This window comes from Mycobacteroides sp. CBMA 271 (genome assembly GCF_009729205.1).
Taxonomy (GTDB): domain Bacteria; phylum Actinomycetota; class Actinomycetes; order Mycobacteriales; family Mycobacteriaceae; genus Mycobacterium.
This window is the reverse complement of sequence record NZ_VTHB01000006.1, coordinates 365,817-388,302: the sequence shown is the minus strand read 5'-3', so window position 1 is coordinate 388,302 and position 22,486 is coordinate 365,817. Positions and strand designations below refer to the sequence as shown.

The 22,486-nt window shown below is 64.5% G+C and carries 18 protein-coding genes; 2 read left to right on the top strand and 16 right to left on the bottom strand.

Annotation, left to right across the window (positions count from 1 at the left end; translation table 11 throughout):
* From FZI91_RS18050 to FZI91_RS18015, 8 genes are all read right to left on the bottom strand, one after another.
* A partial coding sequence (locus tag FZI91_RS18050) for a DUF222 domain-containing protein (RefSeq protein WP_155940423.1) occupies window positions 1-868 on the bottom strand: 868 nt, incomplete at its 3' end.
* A gap of 33 nt (window positions 869-901) precedes the next feature.
* The gene (locus FZI91_RS18045; protein WP_155940422.1) at window positions 902-1,504 is read right to left on the bottom strand and encodes a hypothetical protein; all 603 of its coding nucleotides are present in this window, start codon (window positions 1,502-1,504) and stop codon (window positions 902-904) included.
* A 9-nt stretch (window positions 1,505-1,513) separates the two neighbouring features.
* Window positions 1,514-2,464, bottom strand: a complete 951-nt coding sequence (locus FZI91_RS18040) for an amidohydrolase family protein (protein ID WP_162526570.1) — start codon at window positions 2,462-2,464, stop codon at window positions 1,514-1,516.
* Between the two features lie 5 nt (window positions 2,465-2,469).
* The gene (locus FZI91_RS18035; protein ID WP_155940420.1) at window positions 2,470-4,326 is read right to left on the bottom strand and encodes an anthranilate synthase family protein; all 1,857 of its coding nucleotides are present in this window, start codon (window positions 4,324-4,326) and stop codon (window positions 2,470-2,472) included.
* Window positions 4,323-4,958 (bottom strand): isochorismatase family protein, encoded by a 636-nt coding sequence (locus FZI91_RS18030; protein ID WP_155940419.1) that lies wholly within the window; start codon window positions 4,956-4,958, stop codon window positions 4,323-4,325. Before FZI91_RS18030 ends, FZI91_RS18035 begins: the two co-directional genes overlap by 4 nt.
* Before the next feature lie 3 nt (window positions 4,959-4,961).
* On the bottom strand, window positions 4,962-5,720 hold the full coding sequence (locus FZI91_RS18025) for an SDR family oxidoreductase (RefSeq protein WP_155940418.1): 759 nt from the start codon (window positions 5,718-5,720) through the stop codon (window positions 4,962-4,964).
* Window positions 5,714-6,895: a 3-deoxy-7-phosphoheptulonate synthase gene (locus FZI91_RS18020; protein WP_155940417.1), complete on the bottom strand. Its 1,182-nt coding sequence runs from the start codon at window positions 6,893-6,895 to the stop codon at window positions 5,714-5,716. The genes FZI91_RS18025 and FZI91_RS18020 overlap by 7 nt, the downstream gene beginning before the upstream one ends.
* A gap of 16 nt (window positions 6,896-6,911) precedes the next feature.
* On the bottom strand, window positions 6,912-8,534 hold the full coding sequence (locus FZI91_RS18015) for a carboxylesterase family protein (protein ID WP_309224181.1): 1,623 nt from the start codon (window positions 8,532-8,534) through the stop codon (window positions 6,912-6,914).
* Window positions 8,535-8,848: 314 nt separating this feature from the next.
* On the opposite strand from FZI91_RS18015, the gene FZI91_RS18010 reads away from it, so the two are divergent.
* A complete protein-coding gene (locus FZI91_RS18010) occupies window positions 8,849-10,135 on the top strand; it encodes a transposase (protein WP_155940415.1) in 1,287 nt (428 codons plus the stop codon).
* Here the strand turns inward: FZI91_RS18010 and FZI91_RS18005 are convergent.
* From FZI91_RS18005 to FZI91_RS17970, 8 genes are all read right to left on the bottom strand, one after another.
* On the bottom strand, window positions 10,031-11,758 hold the full coding sequence (locus tag FZI91_RS18005; protein WP_162526571.1) for a helix-turn-helix domain-containing protein: 1,728 nt from the start codon (window positions 11,756-11,758) through the stop codon (window positions 10,031-10,033). The genes FZI91_RS18010 and FZI91_RS18005 overlap by 105 nt on opposite strands.
* A gap of 252 nt (window positions 11,759-12,010) precedes the next feature.
* Window positions 12,011-13,393, bottom strand: coding sequence for a lyase family protein (locus tag FZI91_RS18000; RefSeq protein ID WP_162526567.1), 1,383 nt, complete (start codon window positions 13,391-13,393; stop codon window positions 12,011-12,013).
* The gene (locus tag FZI91_RS17995) at window positions 13,390-15,318 is read right to left on the bottom strand and encodes an FAD/NAD(P)-binding domain-containing protein (RefSeq protein ID WP_155940413.1); all 1,929 of its coding nucleotides are present in this window, start codon (window positions 15,316-15,318) and stop codon (window positions 13,390-13,392) included. The genes FZI91_RS18000 and FZI91_RS17995 overlap by 4 nt, the downstream gene beginning before the upstream one ends.
* A complete protein-coding gene (locus FZI91_RS17990; RefSeq protein WP_162526568.1) occupies window positions 15,319-16,524 on the bottom strand; it encodes an FAD-dependent monooxygenase in 1,206 nt (401 codons plus the stop codon). It lies immediately after the preceding gene.
* Window positions 16,524-18,089, bottom strand: coding sequence for an AMP-binding protein (locus tag FZI91_RS17985; RefSeq protein ID WP_155940412.1), 1,566 nt, complete (start codon window positions 18,087-18,089; stop codon window positions 16,524-16,526). The genes FZI91_RS17990 and FZI91_RS17985 overlap by 1 nt, the downstream gene beginning before the upstream one ends.
* Entirely contained in the window at window positions 18,086-18,634 is a 549-nt protein-coding gene (locus FZI91_RS17980; RefSeq protein WP_162526569.1) for an SRPBCC family protein, read from the bottom strand. The genes FZI91_RS17985 and FZI91_RS17980 overlap by 4 nt, the downstream gene beginning before the upstream one ends.
* Window positions 18,635-18,724: 90 nt before the next feature.
* Complete coding sequence (locus FZI91_RS17975) at window positions 18,725-19,699, bottom strand: NADPH:quinone reductase (protein ID WP_155940411.1); 975 nt, start codon at window positions 19,697-19,699, stop codon at window positions 18,725-18,727.
* Window positions 19,700-19,765: 66 nt separating this feature from the next.
* A complete protein-coding gene (locus FZI91_RS17970) occupies window positions 19,766-21,142 on the bottom strand; it encodes an alpha/beta hydrolase-fold protein (protein WP_309224038.1) in 1,377 nt (458 codons plus the stop codon).
* 134 nt (window positions 21,143-21,276) lie between these two features.
* Here FZI91_RS17970 and FZI91_RS17965 point away from each other — a divergent pair, with 134 nt between their 5' ends.
* Window positions 21,277-22,470 carry an MFS transporter gene (locus FZI91_RS17965; RefSeq protein ID WP_155940410.1) on the top strand — a complete coding sequence of 398 codons (1,194 nt, stop codon included), beginning with the start codon at window positions 21,277-21,279 and terminating at the stop codon, window positions 22,468-22,470.
* The last annotated feature ends 16 nt before the right edge of the window (window positions 22,471-22,486 follow it).

The following is a 22,486-nucleotide window of genomic DNA, read 5'->3' as shown; positions in this document are numbered from 1 at the left end:
TAAGGGTCGTTGTTACGACGACGGCCACGGGGAGTCCGTGATGGGAACCCAACTCGCCCGAGGTGATGTTTGATCGCAGGGTGGCGCGCAGGGCGTCGTGGTTGCGTTGCGCGCCGGTGCGGGTGTCCCGTTCTGCCGCTTCGGCGGGTATCTCACCATCGACGACGGGGCTTTGGTCGGCGGGGTTGCACATGCCGGGGGCGGCCAGTTTGGCGAAGACGGCATCGAGATAGGCGCGGGTTTCCGGGTCTAACAACCCGCTGATGGGTGACATGCCGTCGAATCCCTGTTGTCCGATCGTGAGGCCGCGGCGCCTGGCTCGATCAATGTCGGAGAATTCTCCGTCCGGGTTCAGCAAGGCCATTATGCGTTCGGCGCCGGTGCGCAATTGTTCGGGCCGAAACTGGGCGGCCATCTGCGCGAGTTGCTCTTCGGCGCGTGCGCGGATCGGTGCATCGACCACGATCGGGAGCCGGTCAAAGAACTGGCGCACCACCCGGATGTGTTCCTCGCCGACCTCGCCGCGCCCGAATGCGGCGGCCACGTTCGGTAGTTGCGGCGCCAACACTTCCCCGGTCAGTGCGCGGCGTGGGGCCAACTGCTCGGCGTCCGCGATCCGCCTGCGCGCCGCACCCCTGCTGATATGCAGCCGCCGCGACAACACATCCAGATAAGAGGTGCCGCCCAACTCGACCGGGGAGGCCTGGGCGGTCACCTTCGGCACCAACCCCAGCGCACTGGCGGACAGTCGTCGCTGCACCACCTCCAACCGGGCCAGAACCGTCAACGCCTCAGCGGCGGTGAGCCCTTCGATCGACTCAGCGCAGAAGGCATCGACGGCCGCCTCCAACACCTCGACCGAACGCATGTTCGAATACTAACCGCCCCTACCGACAAGTGCTTAGCCCTGGATCCACCTCGACCACCCGCGCCTACGACGTCGCGCTGGCGGTGGCGCCACCACTTCGGCAGTGGCCGCACTGCGTTCGGGATCGCGATCGATGGGACCGGATTCGTAAACGGCCACGAATTCTTGGGCGGCACGGACAAACGCGTCCTCGTAGTCTGCGACGTTGGGGTGTTCGTCCATGGACCCCACCGAGTACTCGATGGCGTTCGAAACTACGTTCATCACCGATTTCGGGTACGAACCGACCATCCGCGCGTCATCAAAGCCCCAATAGATCTCGTTCGCGGCATCCCCGGGCACCATCAGCCCGCGGCCGACACGAAGACACAGATCGTAGAGACCAAGAAGGAAGCCGCCACCCTCATCCGGTACTTCAATACCTAGTTCACTTGCACTGTCACGCAATAACTCCAAGAGATCCTCGGGATACTCGTCGATCGATCTGCCCGCGAGATCGCGCAGACTGGGCGAATCGAACCCGGCAACAAGCGCTTCAGCGGCAAGCCATGGAAGATTGCGCGCCACATCGCTCCCGCGTCCGGCAAGCACCAGCCGAATACGTCTATCTATCTCGACGACCGGATCGACCTCCACAGTCCAACTTTATGGACTCGTCAACCCCAATAACTCGGCGCCATTGCGATCGAGAATCAACAATGCGTCCTCAGCCGACAGCCCTTCCCGGATGTATGTCGCGGAGCTGACGTATCTGGCGCCACCTTGGTACGGAAAGTCAGATCCGTAGACCAGCCGATCGGCACCGAGCGAAGCGACGGCCGCCTGCAATGCGGGCGTGTGGTCATGCCCCACGGTGTCGTACCAGATCCGCCGGGCCGCATCCTTCGGCGCCTCCGGGCAGTGTGTCGCCTCCCACTCAGTGACCTGCCGATTCACGCGTTCCAACACCATCGGCAACGCCCCGCCCAGGTGGCACGTCACGATCTTCATGTCCGGGTATCGCGACGGGATGCCAGCCACGATCAGGTGCATGATCGCGATCGTGTCCTCGATGGGCGCGCCAATGGACCAGGTGAGCGAGTGGTCGGTGATAAGCGAGGACTCCGCACCACACCCTGCGGGATGTACGAAAAGTACTGCGCCCCTGCGATTCAACTCCTCGTACAGCGGATCGAAGACCGGGTTGGCGATCGATAGTCCCAGCACCGAGGTGGTGATCGCCGCCCCGAACATGCCGAGATCATCGATCGCACGGTTCAACTCCTGCACCGCGGCCGGGACATGCGGCAACGGCAGAGACGCCAGCGCCCTGAACCGTCCCGGATACTCACTCGCGAGCTTCGCGTACTCGTCGTTGACGAACCGGGCGCTCTCCACGGCCGCTTCCTCGTCCTCGAAATGGGGCGATGCCGGTGTCGCGGAAAGGATCTGCAGGCCGACACCCGCCTCATCCATCAACGCGAAACGGCCATCGAGGTCAGCCCGGTCAGCCCCCGCACCGAGACCACGATGAACATCGGTACCGGCCCGCCCATGACTGTCCAGCAGCGAGAGGTACTCGTCGGACCACAGGTGGGCATGAATGTCGACGCGCACACTAGTCATGCTAGTACCGGAACCCCCGTCGCGAGCGGTGTCAACAGTTCACTGAAAATCCCCACCCCGTCCCTTGTCAGGATCGACTCGGCATGAAACTGAATTGAGGCGAATCGCTTGGCACGTAACGCATGAACCTCGCCCGTCACGGGGTCCGAGCTGACCTGTATCCGTCCCGCCGGAGTGTCCACCCACTCACCATCCGCCGTGGCCGCAAAGGTGTTGTAGAACCCAACGTGCCGCTCCGCGCCGAACAGGTCGATCTGTCGCTGCACACCCTGGTTCGGCTGCTGCCTGCGCCGGACAGGAAGGCCGAGTTGCCGGCAGAGCACCTGATGGCTCAGGCAGATCGACAGGAATGGAATGCGTTGGCTGAGTGCGGTCTTCGTCAACGCGGTCAGGGTCGCGATCTTCGGGATATCGAGCGCCGTCGGATCGCCGGGACCGGGACCCAACACCACGATGTCATGTGCTCCGAGCTCGATGTCCTCGTCGAACCGCCTGATGTCCACCTGCAGCCCCAAGGCCCGCAGCTGCAATCCGATCATCGAGGTGAAGGTGTCCTCCGCGTCGACGACTAGCGCCGTCCGCCCGAGGAGTCTCGTGGCGGTGTCGAGAGGGCCATGCCCCAGCCAGAACGTCCCAATACCGGTATTGCGACTCGCGAGAGCCTCCGTCACGCGGGGATGACTCCGCAGTTCACGACGCGTCGTCAGTGCGGACAGCAATCCCGCTGCCTTGCTACGAGTTTCGGCAGCCTCACTCATGGGGTTGGAGTGCCGCACGATGGTTGCTCCGGTGCCGGCCGTGAGCGCACCATTCGGAGCGATCTCAGCGGTACGGATCAGGATGGCCGAATCCAGTTGCCGTACCCCAGCGGTGTCGGTGCTGATCAGCGCCGCCACTCCGCTGTAGTACCGCCGACCATTGGGTTCGTACCGTTGAATGACGCGGCACGCGTTCTCCAACGGACTGCCGGTCACGGTGGGCGCGAACAGCGTCTCGGCAAGGACATCGCGTGGATCACGGTTCGTCACACCGGAAATCAGATACTCGGTGTGCGCCAACCGGGCCATCTCCTTGAGATACGGCCCCTGCACCTGCCCGCCATCCGGGCAAATGCGAGCCATCATCTTCAGTTCCTCGTCAACCACCATGTACAGCTCATCGGATTCCTTGGTATCGGCCAGAAACTCCATCACCGCGTCCAGGCTCGGACCGTTGGCGTCGTATCGGTAGGTCCCGCTGATCGGATTCATCACCGCCAATGAATCCTGCACGCTGATATGGCGTTCGGGCGTAGCGCCGATGAAAACCTGCTCCCCCGTGTTCACCAGGAAGGTCCAGTACGCCCCCCTCTCCCGCTCCAGCAGCCGGCGAAACAGGGTCAGCGCAGTATTGATCGAATACTCGTGCAACTGGACGAGCAGATTCCGCTTGAGCACAAAGTTGGCTCCCGCACCCTGGCCTATCTCCTCGGAGATGATTCCCGAAGCCAGACGCGCATACTCTTCGTCGTCGATGTCGAAATCACTGTGGCCCACCACTACCGGATGCTCAGGAATCCTCTCGAGCACCTCGGACAAGGGGACCGTCTCCTGCTGCTCGATGGCGAGTGCCAGCAGCGGGGCACCGTCATCGGGTGCCACGAACCCACGCTCGGCAATCTGCCGATACGGAACCAACGCCAGCAGGTCGTGCCCAACGCGCGCGTCACGCAAGGGCAGATCGGCGATGCGCTCGACGGAGCTCACCTCCCCCGTGAACACATCGACGGTATCGGGCGCACCCGATTCGGGTCGGAACAGCAGCGCGAACGGCCCGGCCGTACCGGTCAACACGTGCCCAAGCAGGTCACTCATGTCAGCACCTCATCCGTGACGGTCAGCACGGCGCACCGCCGGGCCGCGTACTCCAATGCCATCCAATGTGATTCGTCATCGAAATCGGCGGTCGCATCGGCAACCAGGAAGGTCTCGATGTCCTGGGTAAATGCGTCGACCGCCGTCATCAGCACCCCGACATGTGCGTATACGCCGCAGATCACCAGCTGGTCCCGTCCGGCTGCATGCATCCGCTCTAGCAGTGCCGACCGGTGAAAGGCGCTGTATCGCCACTTGGTGAAGACCCAATCCCCTGACTCGGGTGCGATGGGATCGACGATCTGACGATGCTCCTCATCGACCCGCATGCCGGGTCCCCAGAAGTCCTTGAGCAGCCCTCGCTGCTCTTCGGTCATGCTGCCGGGCTGCGCGGTGTAGGCAATCGGGATGTCTGCCGCCACACACCGTTCCCGGATGGCCGCGACATTGCTCACCAGCTGGGTGCGCAATGAAATAGGCAGCGGTGCAAGGAAGTAGCGCTGCATGTCATGAATGAGCAGCACGGCACGCGCTGGGTCGATCTGCCAGGTCGCGGTGTTGGTAGGCAGCAGGTCGGCGGTGGGCAGGTCGTATTCGGCGATGATCGGTATGCCGCGTTCAACTGTGGTCATTGATCAAACCCCTAGCGTCGCGCCGCCATCGACCACCAGCGTGTGCATGGTGATGTGGGCGGCTTGGTCGGAGAGCAGAAAGGCCACGGCGTCGGCGATGTGGCGCGGTTGGGCAACGCGCCCCAGCGGGATTCCCGGCTTGAAGTCATCGAGACTGCCGGCAACTAGACCAGAATCGGAGGATTCTCCGAGCATGGCGCGCAGCATCGGTGTATCGGTGGAGCCCGGAGCAACGACGTTGCAACGGATCCCGTATTCAGCGAGCTCCAGCCCCAGACTCTTGGTGAAGGCATTTACGGCCGCCTTTGACGCGGCATAGGCCGTCATCCCCTTGCGGGCCACTAACGCAGCGTTGGAGGCGACGGTCACGATCGACCCCGCACGTCGCGGGATCATGTGCCGCGCTACCTCTCGGCTCAGCACAAACGGCGCGCGCACATTGACGTCGAAGGTCAGTGCCCAATCGGCATCGGAGAACTCCACCGCAGCACCGGTTCTCAGCACGCCCGCACCGTTGACGAGCGAGGTGATGGGTCCGATGCGGGATTCGATGTCCGCAACCCCCACTGCCACCGCGGTGTCGTCGGTGATGTCGAGAACCTGCCCGATGATGTCCAGGCCTTCCTCGGCGGCGTACTCGACAAGCTGTTTGATCGCAACCTCGTCGATGTCCACCGCGACCACACGCTCGTCACGACGGGCCAGTGTGGTCACTAACTGAGAACCGACGCCCCCTCCCGCGCCGGTAACCACCGCTACCATGCCGACGCCACCTCAGTGGCCTGTGCGATGTTCAGCCGCGGATCGCATAGCGTCGAATACCGCTGTCCAACTTCATGGTTCTGCGAGTCGTTGAGTACGCACTCCACCACGTCGTCCGGGGTGGCCTCCAGATGCAGTCCACCGGCGTGCACACCGGCCTCGGACAGCACCTCGCGGAAGCCGCGCACTTCGTCTATGGCCGTCTGGACGTGGCGAGTCTTGTACCCCGACTCCGTGGACACCGTGTTGGCGTGCAACGGATCGCACAACCAGATCACCGGATGCCCTGATTCACGCACTGCCGCAACCAACTCCGGCAGCTTTGCGCGTACCGCCGAGGCCCCCAACCGCGCGATCAGCGTCAACCGTCCGCTGACGTGTTCCGGGTCCAGCTTGTCGCACAGCGCGAGCAGGTCGTCGGTCGTCATCGACGGTCCCACCTTGCACGCCACGGGATTTGCGATGCGAGAGAACAACTCGACATGCTGGCCATCCAGATGCCGGGTCCGATCTCCGATCCACGGCCAGTGCGTGGATGTCAGCACCATCTGGCCCTCGCCATCGCGACGCAGCTGCGGTGCCTCATAGTCGAGCAACAGCGCCTCATGTGACGTCCACACCGGCGGTTCGATAACCGACAGCGAGGACGGCACCCGCCACCCAAGATGCCCCATCACCCGATTCGCCGCCCAGTAGCCGGCCAGCATCCGATCCGGGTTGGCCCGCCGATGCACCGGGTGCGGCTGCGGTCCGTTCACCAAATGCCCACGGAATGAAGGCAGCTCGACGCCGTCGATCGTCTCGGTAGGCTTGGATCTTGGCTTGGCGTACTGGCCGCCGATACGCCCGACACGCAGCACCGGGCGGTGAGTCTTCATCCGCATGGTGCCAGCGAGCACGTTGAGCAGCGCCACCTTGCGCGCCACATGGGCGTCCGTCGACTCCTGCGGATCCTCCGCGCAATCGCCCGCCTGGATGATGGTGGCACGGCCATGCGCGACCGTGGACAGCAGGGTGCGCAGCGTCCTGATCTCGTCGGCGCCGACCAGCGCGGGCAGCTCGCTGAGTTCCGCGCGTACGCGTTCTAGGTGGACTGGATTTTCCCAGTCGGGCTGTTGTACAGCATGTCCGGTATCGAACAGCAACGATGACGCAGTCATTCCAGTGGTCTCCATTCGATTGATTTCTGATTCACTTGCCCCACTGGACGGCATCGAGAATGCCCAGCTGTCTGGTCTTGGTGGGTGCCGCAATGGTTCCGGCACCATCACGCAGCACGAGCTGACGCAGGTCCGCGCCGACCGGATCCCATCGAGGAAGCCGCGGACTCTGCGGCGCGCGACCGTGAGCGAATTCGGCCACCACATCCATGAAGACGGCCGAGGTATCCCGCTCTTTCGGCCCGTCACCGAACTTGGCCACGTTCGCGGGATGCGCATAGGTGCCGAACAGGAAGGGCGATGTCGACTCGTGGGGCACACCGAAGTACGGCGGTCTTACCGGATGCGCGTACTCCATCAGGTAAAGCGGTGCGCGCTGTTCGGCGACCGCGCGATGCGTGAACGCGAGAATGCCGTGTCGGATTAGCGCATCGCCCCACAGCTCGGTCCACAGCGACAGCGGATCCGTGGGCCGGCCGTCCGCTTTCGCCGAATCCGTGTACACGGCAACGGCATCAGCAACTGTCGCATCGGATACCGACACCCCCTGCTCGAGGATGTCACGGAAGGCGGCCCGGAGCGCGGCAGCATCGGTGGGCCGCGGTTGTGGGTCGGGGGCACCCCGATCGGTGAAGAATGCCCCCTCCGTGGTGGTGTAGATGGAGATGGCGGGGATGTCCGGCATCGGCTGGTTCACGTCGAAGGCGGGAAGCAGCACCGGATCCAAGACAGGGCCGCGATACTGGCGACCGCTGGTGACCACGCGCCCAGAGCGCGGCAATGCGAACTGGGCGACCCACCAATCGCGTATCCGGTCTGCCGGTATGTCTTTCAGGTTCTGCACCGAAACCCCGTGGGCAGCGGCCAAGGCGTCGAACACCGAGGCGGCGTCTTCCGCCGTCAGGCTCAGGTACGGACTCCAGACATGCGCCGGACTGATGCTGACGATCCGGCGCAGCAGCGGTCGTGTCTGCGGATGCAGAGACAACTGCCAGGTACTGGCACCGCCTGCCGAGGTCCCGATGAGTGTGATGTTTCCCGGATCGCCGCCAAATGCCCTGGCATTCTCACTGACCCAACGCAAGAGAGCGATTTGGTCCTGTAGCCCCCAATTGGTGTGCAGCCCAGTCTCGGGGTCTTCCAGGGCGGGATGGCCGCAGAAACCGAAGGCGCCCAGCCGGTAGTTGAAGTTGATCACGACGGCACCGGCATGCTCGGCGAGCGCGGCGCCGTCGTAGACGGGAAGGCTGCCCGCGCCCCGAGACCAGCCTCCACCATGGATGTAGACGATGACGGGCAGCTTGGCTCCCCCGTCGACCGACGGTGTCCACACGTTGGCGTACAGCGCGTCCTCCTGGCGCACCGGGTCGCCACCTGCCGGCTGGATAAAATCGGATCCGAATCGGGTGGTGTCCAATGCATTTCGCCACGGAGCCACGGGGAGAGGGGACCGGAATCGATTCGCGCCGGTCGGCGGCTGCGCATAGGGGATGCCTCGGAACACATGCACCCGTCCGGCGGTTTCCCCACGGATCGGGCCGCCGGTCACCGTGACTAGCGGGGCCGCTGCGTGAGCCGGCGATCCGCAACCGGCCAGTACCGCCGCTCCCGCCAACGCCACGCTGGTTCCTAGCAATGCCCGCCGGGTGATCACCCCTCTATCTTCGGGATGGCCCATCCCGCACCAAACAATCGCGAATTCACTTCGTCAGTTCGACGGCAATCCGTCAGGTTGCACCCCTTTCCACCCCATTGCGCCACCTAGACACTCAGGCTGGATTCAATAATGCGCAGGTCATGGGGTTGTTCATCACACGGCCACTTTGCATTCGTCCACCACGGCGGGTGTAGCGGGGCACCCGCATAGTCCGTCACTTTGTGTGGTGCCAATACCTGGTGTACAGCGCGACTGTCACCCAAGCTGGGGGCGACATCGAACATCCGCTAATTCATCGAGGTGCGACAGACATGACATCTGCGACCAAGCCACAGGCCGCGACCGAGCTGTTCGATACGCGCCCCCGCGTCAACGCCGTCGACGCCATGGCGTCCGTCGCCGCACATGTGTGCCCGGACGTGCTGCGTTCGCTGCCGCGTTGCGATCAACGTGCCAAGGGAGAGGACTATGTCACCGGGCTGCTGAAGGTGCCCGGCCGTAAATCCGCGAGGAACATGGCCGCTTCGATGGGCCAATCCATGGGTAGAGAGGTGAGCGAGCAGAACCTGCATCACTTCGTGAACAGCTCCACCTGGGACTGGTGGGCGGTGCGCCGGGACCTGACGGCCTACCTCACCAGCGCCTATCACGCCGCCGCCTGGGTGGTAACCCCGATGCTGATCCCCAAGGCCGGCGTGCATTCGGTGGGCGTGGACCGCCGATACTGCCCACGCGCCGGGCGTGCGGTCAACGGCCAACTGGCCCTCAGCGTCTGGCTGGCGGCAGACGGTTTCGCGGTGCCGGTGAGCTGGCGGCTGCATCTGTCGCAGCCTTGGCTGGAATCCGCGACGAAGAAGACCAAGACCTCCATTCCCGAGGACTATCCGCTGGAATCGGTGAGCGGATGCGCACTTTCCTCGTTCCAGGAGTTCGTCCGGGTGGCCCGTCCCTCGAAGGCGCCGGTGATCTTCGATCTACTCGGCGCGAACGGTGCGGACCTGACGCAGCTCTTCGGAACGTTGGCGCATCAGGTCACCACCACCCGGGTGCCCAGCGACCTGCAACTGCAGGTCGTCGACCCGGCATTCGCCGGACACCAGGGCCGGGTGCTGCCGGCCGCGCAGATCGTGCAGGCCACCAAGGGCTCACGGCGCACCGAACAGTACGTCTACCAAGGGCGTCGCCATCTGATCAGCATCGCCAAGGTGCAGCTGGCCGACCCGCAGGCGAAACGGTCGCCAGCACCTCTCACGCTCGTCGGCATGACTCCCCTGGACCATCCTCGTGCGCGCACCGAACTGTGGTTGACCAACGACCCGGAATTCTCCACCTCGTCTCAGGCGCATCAGGTGGCACTGGCCGACCACGTGCAACAGGGATACCTGCACCTCGCGAACCGCATGGGTATGCAGGACTTCGCGGGACGGTCGTTCACCGGATGGCATCGTCACGCCACCCTGGTGTCTATCGCCGCCGCGGTTGGCTGCCTGGTGTCACCCGGTCTGGCGAGTGAGCAGCGAGCCCCGCACTTTCCACAGCTTGATGGCGAGCTGCGTGTCCAAGAGCCGCTCGGCGTCCTGCCACCCGTCACCCAGTAGCTCGTTCACTCGATCGAGGCGACGCACCACAGTATTGGGGTGTGTGTGCAGGATTTTCGCGGCACGGGTTGGGCTGGCACCGACGGTGAAGTACACGTCGAGTGTCTGCAGCAGATCGGTGTCGCGGTCGTCGTCATAGTCGATGACGGGACCGACCATGGAGCGGACGAACCCCTCGACATCCTGATGACGAGACAGCAGCACCCCTAGGAATCCGAGTTCATTTGCGGCAGCAGCTGTTCCGAGCGCCCCCAACGCGCTCATAGCGTCCAGGCAGCGCGTCGCATCCTGGTACGTGTCCTCGATGGACTCGATACGGTCCGACGGTCCGGCCGAAGATACCGTCACCGGCATCCGCAGGTGCGCGGTGGTCTCGTCCCATACCGCCTGTGCGGTCCGCCCCGGATCCGTTCCTGGGACGAGCAGCACCACCACCTCATCCTGCGTGGCGCGCAGCCCGCCCACCCGAGAGGCAAACGACGCCGACCACAGTGACGCCCGATCCAACCCACCACGTTCCGGCCTGACGATGACGACGACGTGTGGTTGGTTGAGGTCCAAAGCCAAACGGCGGGCATAGATCTGGACCAGACGACTGTCTCGTTGACGGTAGTCCAAAACGTCATGCAGCAGGTCATTACGCAACTGGGACACCGACAACGACATTCGATTGTCACCACACATCACCACTGCGGCAGTGGTGGCGAGGTCCTGGATGTGCAACGGGTACACAGAAACCGGTCCGTCGTCCAGGCTCGCTACAGATAGCTCGCCGTGATAGTCGTCGCCCACCGTGAGCGCGGTGGACAGCACGTTCGCTGGTTCTGGTTCCCATTTATAAGAAGCGATCTCGGCGCCGTCATGCCCCGTCACCCGCATGGCGACACCCAGCTGCTCCCCTGCGGTGTGGACGAAACTGTCCATGCCGCCGGGGCCGGCACCGGTGTCCAGCAGCGCGGTCCGCAGTTCGATGCGACGCTCCAGCTCACCGATTCGGGTTGTGTTACTTGCGAATTCGTCCGCACGCGCCAGCGCAATACTCGCGAATGAACAGAGGCTCGCGAATAGTGACCGCTCTGCGCCGGCATAGCTGCGCACCGTGCGCGAACCTACATACAGATTTCCGAAGTGCTGCCCCTCATGCTCCATCGGCATGATCATCAGGCTGTGCACACCCTCGGACCGCATCGCGGCATCACCGTCGGTCGCGCGCACAAACCTCGTGTCGGACGGATAATCTGCCGTCCACACGGGGCCCTGGCCCGGACGGTACAGACTGACCAATCCGATGTCGTCGCCGATCGGGAAGTACAGGCCACGGTTGATGGCGGTGGTGGGCCCATCCACATACCGGACGTGATGCCGCACATCTGGTCCGGAATCGTCACGCACCGAGATGAACGCGAAATCGGCGTCAAACATGATGCGGGCCCGTTTGATCAAAGTGGTCGATGCCTCGTCGATATCGTGGCAACCGAGAAGTTCGATACCCACACCCACCAGGTTGGACAGCCGCGCCTCACGCTGGTTCTGTCCTTCGATCAGACCGTAAATACGCTCGGCATATCCCCGCGCACGATGCAGATCGGCGGCACTCCACGGCGGCGAGGACTCGCGTGCCATCTCCTTGAGCCGGGCCTCGAATGCGTCGGGAGCCGTGCCCGACGCCAACAAGCGCAGCACCGACAGGGCAGATGGGCCTACCACGGAGCCCCCATCGCGCGCCCCGCCCACCTGTATTTCAGTCAATCCCAACTACCCGTCTGCCGTGTGTGCGTGGCAACGGTATGGGCGGGGTATGGCAGCGTCAAGACTATTGCGCGCGAACAATTCGCAAAGAATCGATCTGAGCGAAAGTTCGCGCAGGTGGCGTCCTCAGGATCGAGGCGCGATCGCCACATCAACAAGCTGACCTGCGGCTCCTACATAGGTGACCGGATCCACCAGTTCATCGATCTCGGCCACACTCAACCAAGCGACGATCTCGGGTCGGGCGAGACTTGCCTCGCGCAAACTCACGCCACGCGCGACTGCCTCGTCGATGACGGACGATACGAGAGCCTTCGCCTGCTTCCTGCCTACCCGTGGGGAAAGTGCCGCCGAGAGCCGTTCGGCCGACGGCTGTCCGCCGAGCAGCGCAAGGTTCTCCGACATGCGCTGCGCCCGAACCTGGAGTCCGCGAGCGAGATCAACGGCAGTCTGCGCGGCACCGCCGGTGAGCCGCAGACATTCCCGCAGCGCCAACCATTCCGCGTGCCAGCCACCCGCGGACCGTTCGTCCTCGCTGAGCAACGAGTTCGTCAGGATGGTGCTCAGCGCCGGAACCTGCAGCGCCGCCGATCGAATCATTGTGGCGAGCACAGGGTTTCTCTTGTGTGGCATGGCCGAGGAGATCCCCCGCCCCGGTGGCGCGGGTTCGGCCACCTCGGCGATTTCGGTGCGGCTCAAGGTCAGCACGTCGATGGCGAACTTACCGAGAGCACCCGTCACAAACGTTGTGGTACAGCCGATATCCGCTATCGGAGCGCGCAGCGCATGCCACGGCAACGGGGTCGACGACAATCCGGTCCTGTGCGCGAAGGCCGCGCTCAGCTTCTCGACAAATACCTTCGGGTCGGAGCCTTCCAGTCCCGAGTATTCGAGGTATCCGGCAAGGGTTCCCGCGGCACCGCCGAGCGAGACCGGCAGCCCACCGGCCACCGCCAACACTCGTTCGCGCGCATCGAGTATCAGCTCCCGCCAGCCGGATGCCTTGAGCCCGAATGTGGTGGGAACGGCCTGTAGTGACAGCGTGCGGCCAGCCATGACGGTGTCTCGGTGCGTAGCGGCCAGGCCCGCGAGGGCCTCGGCGACAGCGGCGAGATCGGCGGCGATGATGACCAACACCCGCTTGGCCAGCATCATCGCCCCGGTATCGAGAATGTCTTGACTGGTCGACCCCCGATGCACGTAATCGGTTGCACTCGGATCGATCTCACCCACCACCCGGGTCAATTCGTTGATCAGGCCGACGACGGGGTTGGCGGTCTCCCTGGCGGACAACGCCACCCTGCGGATGTCGATATCGTGCACGGTCGCGGCCTTCGCGATCACGTCCGCCGCGTCCCTGGGTAGAACACCGATATCTGCCTGTGCGGCTGCCAGCGCTGCCTCGGCATCAAGCATCGCCTGCAGCCAGGCGGCATCGGTCAATTCGGCCTCGGCGACGGTGCCTGCACTGACCGGCGAGAGCAGCCCGGCATCAAGGAATCCGCTCACACCAACACCCCGGGCTCACCGACATCCTCGACCGGATGGGGTGCGCTCGCCAACGCGGCGCGGGCGATGGCGTCTGCGTCGCCGAGCGTCACCGAATCCACCCCGGGCCTGATACCCGCCGCGGTGACCCAGTGCACGGATTCGGTGGGCACCCCGTAGGCGAACCGGCGTGGATGCACCCGTCCGTCGGCGCCGATCATTCGGTAGGGGCGCTCAGTGACCGCCAATCCCTTTGTCTGGTAGGCATTGTGCCCGTCGGCGGGAATCTCGTATGGCCGGCATTGACCGGTTTCCAGCAGAAAGATGAGAAGCGGGTCGCTGCTGCGCCGCAAGTCGGGTTCATGTAATCGCGCCTCGATGAGGCTGCCCGTCCTGATGGCTGATCCGGCAATCAGCGATGACTCGACCACGACGGCAGGATCGTGGGTGTCGAATCGCACCTGCATCCGAGGCCCCACCAAATGCAGCACCCCGGCCTCAATCAGCGCGATCATCTCCTCGATCCGCTGAGCCGGGGGGCCGATGGACAGATACGCGTTGAGCGGCGTATACCAGCCCTCCAGCTCCTCCCGGTACGACTTCCCATCCAACCCACCATGATCCACCGCGAGCCGGATCTCATTGCGCAGATCGCGCAGCACATCCAGCGCTGCCTTCACGGGTCCGTCGACGTTACCCTCCCGTGCCATCACCACATCGGCCCGGAGATGTTCGAGGATCCACGCGGTGAAATCCGCGGGGCCGGCGAACTCCCGGTCGCCCCACGGACGGTCGAGATCGTCCCAATCCCACGCGACGTCGAGCAGATCGTGCTCCGCCAGCACAGCCGGCAGTTTGCCTTCGTCGGCGTGGAGATACTGCTCGGAGAACTCGATGGTTCCTGCGCCTCGCTGTGCTAAATGCCGTTCGTAGTAAACGCATTCCACCTCGCGCGCGATGAGCGGCCACAGATCGCGTCGAAACTGCAGCAGGCCCCCGAGAGTCTCGCGGAGGCGGGCGATGCGTTCGACGGTGAGCAGCCGCGGTAGGTAGCGACCCGAGGAGCCCTTCTGGTTCTCGCCACGTGCGTGGTACGGAATGCCACGCCGGGAGCTTGCATGCAGAACAGGCTCCTGCCCGGACGGGCGGTACACCAGTCGCTGTTCCTCGCGCTCGAACCTCCCACCCCGCCCGACCGTCAACAGCGCCATATAGTCGAAGAAGTTCAACCCCAGACCCCGAACTGCCACGGGCTCACCGGGTTTGATCGCGGACAGGTCAATATCGGCGGGGTTGGCCGGCGTAACGTACGTCAGCCCATGGATGCGGGCAAGGGAGGCCGCGCGCGCCTCACCGGGACGCAGACCTGCCGGCACATGCCCGACGGCGAGGATGACGGCGCTGAGGTCATGCAATCGAGTGCCATTCTCCAGCCGAACCCCCTGTGGCCCATCAATATCGCCATGCGTATCGGCCAGCGCCACCGCGCGGGAGCGGTGGACATGCACCGTCATGTGGTCGGGGGCCCACCCGACGACGCGCGCGAAACTGTCGCTGAGGTAATGCCCGTAGAGCGCTCGGGTCGGATAGGAGTTCGATCGCAGCGCCCGCGCTTCCTTAATTGCCTTCTCTCCGCTACGGGACGGGTCACCCAGCAGCGCAAGGCTTTGCGCCCACTCGAAAAGCGTGGGACCCGGTTCAATGGGACCCTCGATGGCCACGCTGTCGTCGGTGAATACGGTGATCTGGGATGCCACAGTGTTCATCAGCAAGTGCCAGGACTGGTCGGTGCGCCAGACCGATCCGGCACCCGGAGAGTAGGGGTCTACGACGTGTACGACGACGCGATCCGCACTGGGCGCATGTCTTTCGTTGGCGCACAACCTTTCCAGGACTGCCAGGCCGCGCGGTCCCGCACCGATGATGCAGATCTGATGGTCAGGCATCTATTGCACCCCCGCCGCCGACGTCACCGAAGCCAGTCCGAAGTCGTTGTCTCCATGCATCCAGGCCAACGCATCGTGTAGATCGGCGTCCGTCATGGCCCCGAGCTTCTCGTTGCGTTCGATGGCCGCCTCGCCCGCCGGATGCCAGATGCGGACGCTGTCCCGCGCGGCCAGAGTCACATCGGCGGTGCGGTCGCGACGCGCCTCCGCGTACCGGGTGAACCACCCGGGGATACGATCGGGATCGACACCGATGATCGCGCCCAGGACCACGGCATCCTCCAGTGCTTGGCTGGCGCCCTGCGCCGCATAGTGCAACATGGGGTGCGCCGCGTCTCCCAACAGCACCACCCGATGATCGGACCACTGCCGCACCGGATCGCGATCGACAAGCGCCCACGACTTCCAGTCCTTGCCCAACTCAAGTAGGTCGCGGGCGGTACCACGCAGCGGTGCCAGCTCGGAGAGCACCCGCGCCTTGCTCACCGCAACTCCCGAGAGCGCCTGCGCGACCCCGTCGGTGCGGCTTGCCGCGAGATTCAGTAGTGAGCCGCCGGCGATGGGGTAGGTCACCAGATGGCATCCGGGCCCTGTCCACCAGGTGACCGAATTGGATTGCAAGCTCGCGTCGACGTGGTCGATGGGCACCGTGGTGCGGTACACCGTGATACCGGCAACCCGCGGATCCCCGTCATCAAGCAGAGCCCGCCGGATCGACGAATTGATGCCGTCGGCGCCGATGAGGCCGTCGCCTTCGACGCTGGTGCCGTCGGCAAGCAGTGCCCGTACTCCCGTGGCTTCCTGTCGATACCCAAATACCTCACTGCTACTGTGTAATTCGATGCGGGTATCCGAAGCGCAGGCCTCCACCAGAATGCGATGCAGCTCCGCGCGATGCACCACCAGGTACGGACTGTCGAACCGCTGCTGGTAGTCCGCGCCCAGGCTCATCGTGTTGACGAGCCTGTCCACGGTGGCATCGAAGAGGCGTAAGGAGTCCACTTGAACACCGACGCTGCTCACTTTGTCGCCCACGCCGAGCACATCGAGTGCACGTAAGCCGTTGGGCGCAAGCTGGATCCCCGCGCCAATCTCGGCGAACTCGCGCGCCCGCTCCAATACGATGACCTCGTTGCCCGCCGAGGCGGCGCTCAACGCAACGGCAAGCCCGCCGATGCCGCCACCGACGACGATGAGCCGGGACACTAGATTGCCCCCGCGCCGATCCGTGCGGACAGCTCGAGTCTCTTGATCTTCGTGGTGGCGGTTTGCGGAAGCTCTGCGAGGCGTAGCTGCAACGGCGGGGCCATCGGCGGCAGCTGCGCCGCTGCGGCACCCCACGCGTTCAGGTTCAGCGGCACATCATTTTTCGTGCACACGACCGGCTGCGCGAGACCACCCGCTCCGGCGACGATGATCACCTCGGTGAGCTCGTCCACCGCAAGGAAGAGGCGATCCTCGGCCGCCAGGGTGCTGCCGAAACCTTCGATGAGATCTACCTCGCGGTCAAGCAGATGAATGCAGCCCCAGCGCGTGCGGTAGCCGACATCGCCCATGCGCCACCAGCCGTCGTCGAGCTGATTGTCGTAGCGTTCCTGCTCGCCCAGGTAGGTACGGATCCGTCCGTCGGTGCGCACTTCGATGTAACCCGGGTTCTCTACGGACGGCGGCTGGCCGTTGCGGGACACGATTCGGACATCGGTCATACCCGGGAACGGGAACCCGACGCAGCGTCCATCGGAGTCCGCGGACCGCAAGCGGCTGAACCCGCGGGCCACGATGGGGCCCACCTCACTCTGACCATAGAGCTGCCCGAAGAGCGGGCGGCGGCGCTCCGTGGCGGCGAGCAGGGTGCGTACGGTGCGCGGGTGAATGGCATCGAAGGTGCTGCTGAAGTATTTGACCGATGCCAAGGGTCGGCGCGGATCCTCGGCCAGCACTTCCCAATTGATGAAGGTGTTCGGGTGGGCCTCCAGGATTCCCGGCTTGACGCGCAGGAAGATCTCCGCGGCGTGCTCGGGCTCGTCGTCGACAAGAACCACCACGGGAAACCCACGCAGGATCGCGATCGCCAGCGCCGTCACCAGGCGCGAATGCACGAACGACACGTGGATGACGATGGGCTCACGGCGACGCACCAGTGCGGCGACGCCGGCCTGGGGTCGATACCGTGCCTCGAAGGTAAAGTTGGTGTGCACAGCCAGCTTTGGCACCCCGGTGGTACCGGATGTATGGGTGATCAACGCCGGGTCGTGCGGGCTGGGGATGACGGCGGGTGCGGGCGCCGCCGGCGTCAGATCCGACAGTGTCACGGCCTGCGGGTGCTTGCCTTCCGCGAGCAAGACGCGGGAGGTGAGATCGGCGATGGGCTGCCCGGCCAGGTCGCCGTCCAGTTTCACGGCATCAGTGAGCAGGGTCGGGTTGCCGACTCGTTCGATGAGGGTTGCGACCGTCGCCCCGTCTAGCTTGGGCGACAACAGAACTGGCACCGCACCAACGCGGGCCGCGGCACAGGCGGCCAGCGTGATGTCGAAACCATCGGATTTATGGATGACAAGTTTGTCTCCTGGCGAGATACCCGCGGCCCGCAGCCGCCGGGCTATATCGTCCACAGCCGTCGCCACCTGGGCGATGGTCGAGGTGCCCTCGAGCTGCGGCGCCAGCGAGGGCCGGTGATCCAGGGTCAGCGTATTGGACGGGTGCCTACGCGCGGCGCGCTCAAACAGCGTTCCGAGTTTGATGCCACGGTTTCCTATGCGCTGAAGAATCATTGGGGCACTTCGACTTTCTGGCTAGGAAGAGCTTCCTGGGTGATACGCGCGATGGCGTCCACGGTGGCCTGCATATCGGTACGGAGTTTGTCGCCCCATTCGCGAACGAACCGGGCCTTACCCTCTTCGTCGAGATGGGACATGATCTCGGTGATGCCCTCGGTGGGCTTGCCCATGCGGTAGTGGTGCCGCAGTATCGAGCCGCCGTCGGCAGCGTCCACGAAGTAGCTCCAGACGCTCTCTTGCAGCTCGCCCGAGCGGTTCAGGATGGACCAGCTGAATTGCTTCGGCGTTTCGGCGGCCACGATTTCACTTTCCGTCTGCCAGCCGCCGCGCACCACCGGCGCCCAGGCCACGACATCGGTGGCCCGGTTGTTATTGCCCCGGAAGCGGGCGCCAACCTGACCGGGTTCGCCTGATATCCACTGTCCGCCAATGCATTCTGGGCTCCATCGGCCGCTCTCGGGGAGGTCGCTGACCAATGCGTACAGCTCGTCAGGGGTTGAGGTGGTGAAGGCGCTGGTTTCGATTTCGAAGAGGCTCACGCATCAAAGGCTGGCATCGGTGGTATGGCCCAGCGATGGATCCGCAGAAGGTCCGTCAAGTTGGTTTTTGGGTCCGTCAAGTCTGGGATGTCAGGCGGGCAGCAGGACCAGCCGGGTGCCGCCCATGGTCTCCGTCTCGATCCGTCTGTGCGCCCGTGCTGTTTCCGAAAACTGCATTAAATCAATGGCATTCGGTAGCAGTGCGCCCTCGGCAAGCAGTCCGGTCGTGCGCTGGGCGGCATCGGCGAGCTGTTCTGCGGAAGCCCTCGACATGACAAACCCGCGAATGGACCCGCTCTTGCGGTACAACGGGCCGAGCGGCACAGGTCGCTGTGTATCCACTGTTCCGTCCCCCGACAGCAGCACGATCCGGCCGTGCGGCGCCAACAGATCCACCGCTGCAGCCACATCGTTGACGCCCGAGGTATCCAGGTAGACGTCGACGTGGTCGCGATGCTTCGTACTCACCTGCGCCACCCAATCGGAGGCGTAGTCGTATGCTTCGTGGGCGCCGATTTCCAGGCACCGCTCCAGGCTCCGCCTTGCCGCCACCGCGACGACCGTCGCGCCCGATCGAACCGCCAAGGCGACCGCAGCCGAACCCACGTTCCCGGCGGCGCCGACGATCAGCACCGTGTCACCGGCTTTTGTCTGTCCGTAGTCGAAGGTCGCCAAATAGGCGGTGGAGGCGGGGTGCGCCACCGCCACGGCGGTCACCGGGTCTACATCCGTCGGCAGCCGATACAACCGTTCCGCGGGAACGGCCGCCAATTCCGCTGTGGCGCCTTGCCTTCCGTCATATCCCAGACTGGTGCACCACACTCGCTCACCGGGAAGAAACCCCCCTGCCTCCTCATGGACCGTCCCCACCAGATCACGACCAACCACAAAGGGCAGGGGGATCGCGGTGGGGTACGACCCCGAACGCACGAAGGTGTCGACCGGATTCACGGCCACCGCGTCGACCTGGACCAGCACCTCACCCGCGGCGGTGACGGGTTCAGGGAGCGTGCCGTATCGAATGTTCTCGGCGGGCCCCCGCTGCTCGATGTATGCGGCGCGCATGCGCACATCTTGCGGCATACCGCGAGCCCTCACAACGTGACGGATTATGTTGCTAATGCTTGCGATTCAGTGCCCGAGGTCAGGCAGCGGCGTCCTTGCGATCCCCGGAGTACCCAGCCTTCCGACGATCCACGGAAACGCCTGCGTGAATGCCTCCTGTGCGTATGCCCAGTCGTGATTGCCGGTGCGCTTGACCACCGCACAGTCGATGGATGCCGATCTTCCGGCGTCACACAGTCGGCCGGCCGCAATCGGGCCGGTGAGCTGTTCCTGCCCTGCCCTGATCTTCGCGTTCGTCGAAACATCGAGCCATCCTGCGACGTCCTGGTATCGGCGATGCGCGTGTATCGCGGTCAGTGTGTCGAAAAGCTCCCATTGCCGTTCGTCACCGCCATAGAGCCGTTCCACACTCTGCTCCTTGGTACCCGCATTGGGGGTGAGGTCCCCGGCCATATCGACGAAGGCATGAAAGAGCTCGGGGTGGGTGATCGTGAGGTCAGCGGCGCACGTTCCACCCATCGACCAACCGACAACACCCCAGTTCTCGGGGTAAGGACTCGTCCCGAACTCCGAATTAACATACGGAACAACCTCTTTGGTGACGTGGTCCGCGACGTTTCCGCGTGGACCATTCACACATTCGGTGTCATTGTTGAACGCACCACCCGTGTCCACGAACACTAGGACAGGCGTGACTCCGTTGTGGGCTTGCGCAAAGCGGTCCACGGCTTCGGCGGCATTGCCCTGGCGTATCCAATCTGCGGGCGTTGACCATGCCCCGGAAATCATGACAATTGCTGGGAGCTTTGGAGTCGTCTGCTCGGACCATGCCGGCGGCAGATACACATATTCGGTGCGGTGATGGAATCCCGAGATATCCGACGGGATCTGGATTGGGACCACGTGTCCGGTTGGCGTGGCGCCCTTACCTTTCAGGCTCTGTGCCGTCACCATGTCGGTCTCGTCGGTCAGCGGCCCGGCAGTCACCGCGGCCCAGGCCAACCGCGCGGTGTCGTAGTAGTCGATCCACTGGTTGAGGACGGTCGCAGCGGCAAGCAGACACAGCGGAAAGGCCAACGCCGTCGCACCCCGTCGCACCCATCGAGCCTGCGTCCAGCCGGCAAAGAGAAGCACCAATGATGCCGCGGCAGAACCTATCCAGACCCACAGCAGCAGCGGTGGCGGGTTGTCCGCCATCCCCTGGGAGGTGATGTACCAATACACCAGCGATCCCATGCCCACCCCACAGAGTGCGGCGGCGGGTAGCCACACCCGGAGCCAGCTCCGAGATCTACGGTAGACGCCGGCGGCCACGGCCAGGGCCGCCACAACCTGGATGACCACGGGAAGCCAGCCGTGGATGAGCGACGGCCCCGCGTAGAGCGGGTTGTTGCGCGCGTAGGCAGGCAGCTCTGCCAGTACCGATATCCCCGACGGTGGCACGCTCCGATCATCCTCATGATTCCTGAAAGAAGGGCCCGCGCATTCTGAAGAACCGCTGGGAATCCGGCGAAAGACGTGACGGACAACCGGACCGTTGCTTGCTGCCGGGCTCGCGGCCCGCCGATAGTGCAGCAATGGTGAGGGTGGCCCTGGTGGTGTTGTGCGCGCTCCAGGTCACCATGCAGCTGTACGTCTGGATTCCGATCCACGATGCCGTCTCGGCGTCTTACGACGGTCACAACATGACGCCGGCGCTCTCCGCGGCGCTGTTCGGGTACGCCGCGGGTTTCCTGCTCTTCGGGCCAGTCACCGACCGTTTCGGTCGCCGACGTGTGCTGCTCGCTGGGGTATCGGTTATGGCCGTCTTGACTCTGCTGGTGCCCTTCGCCCCGACACCGGCGCTTTTCGGATTGCTGCGCGTGCTACAGGGTTTCGCCGGTGGGGCGTTCTCGCCATCGGCGCTGAGTCACCTCGGAGAGGCGCTGCCCCGGCAGGCGGCGACCACCGCGATCGGCGCGGTTTCTACTGCCTATCTGATGGCCGGTGTGCTCGGGCAGGTGACGGCGTCCGTTATCACCCATGCGTGGGGCTGGCAGTGGGTGTTCTGGGCCGGTGCCGCGGGGCTCGCGCTCAATGTCGCGCTGCTGGCTCCCGTCATGCGCGAGGAGCGCAACGGCGAGCCGTCGGCCCGAATCGTGAGCGGCTTCGCCGCACAGGCCCGGCTGCTGACCCGTCGCGATATCGCGGTGCCGCTGGCGGCCGTGTTCATGTTGATGCTGTCGTTCGTCGCGATGTACACCGGCCTGGCGAGTCAGCTGGCGGATGAGCTGCGACTGCCGGAGTCCACGGTGACCACCATTCGGCTGGCAGGCATTCCCGGAATGCTGGTGGCGCCGTTCGTCGGGTCGTGGGTGGGCAAGGTCGGCACCGAAACCGGGGCACTGGTGGGGTATGTACTGGCCGCGGCGGGTTTGGCCATTGAAGCGCTCGGGGCCGGCTCGGTTCCGGTCATCGTGATCGGCAGCAATATCTTCGTCGCTGGTATCGCCGTGGCGTCGACGGCCATGGTCACCATGTTCGGCGATCGGGCGGCTCCACGACGCGGCGCCGGTACCGCCCTGTACGGATTCACCGTCTTTCTTGGCGCCAGCTCGGCGCCCTACCTGGCGCATGCCCTCGATTTTCGGCCACTGCTGGCGGTCCTCGTGGCTGCCCTCATCGGTGGCGCGGTGCTCGTCGCGGGCTCGCGGCGCGCGAGGACCGGCCAAGGCGACGGTCAATCAGTGATCGCGCTCCCACGTTCGCAGCAACAGAGGCGACGCAGCTAACCATTCCACCGCCGCA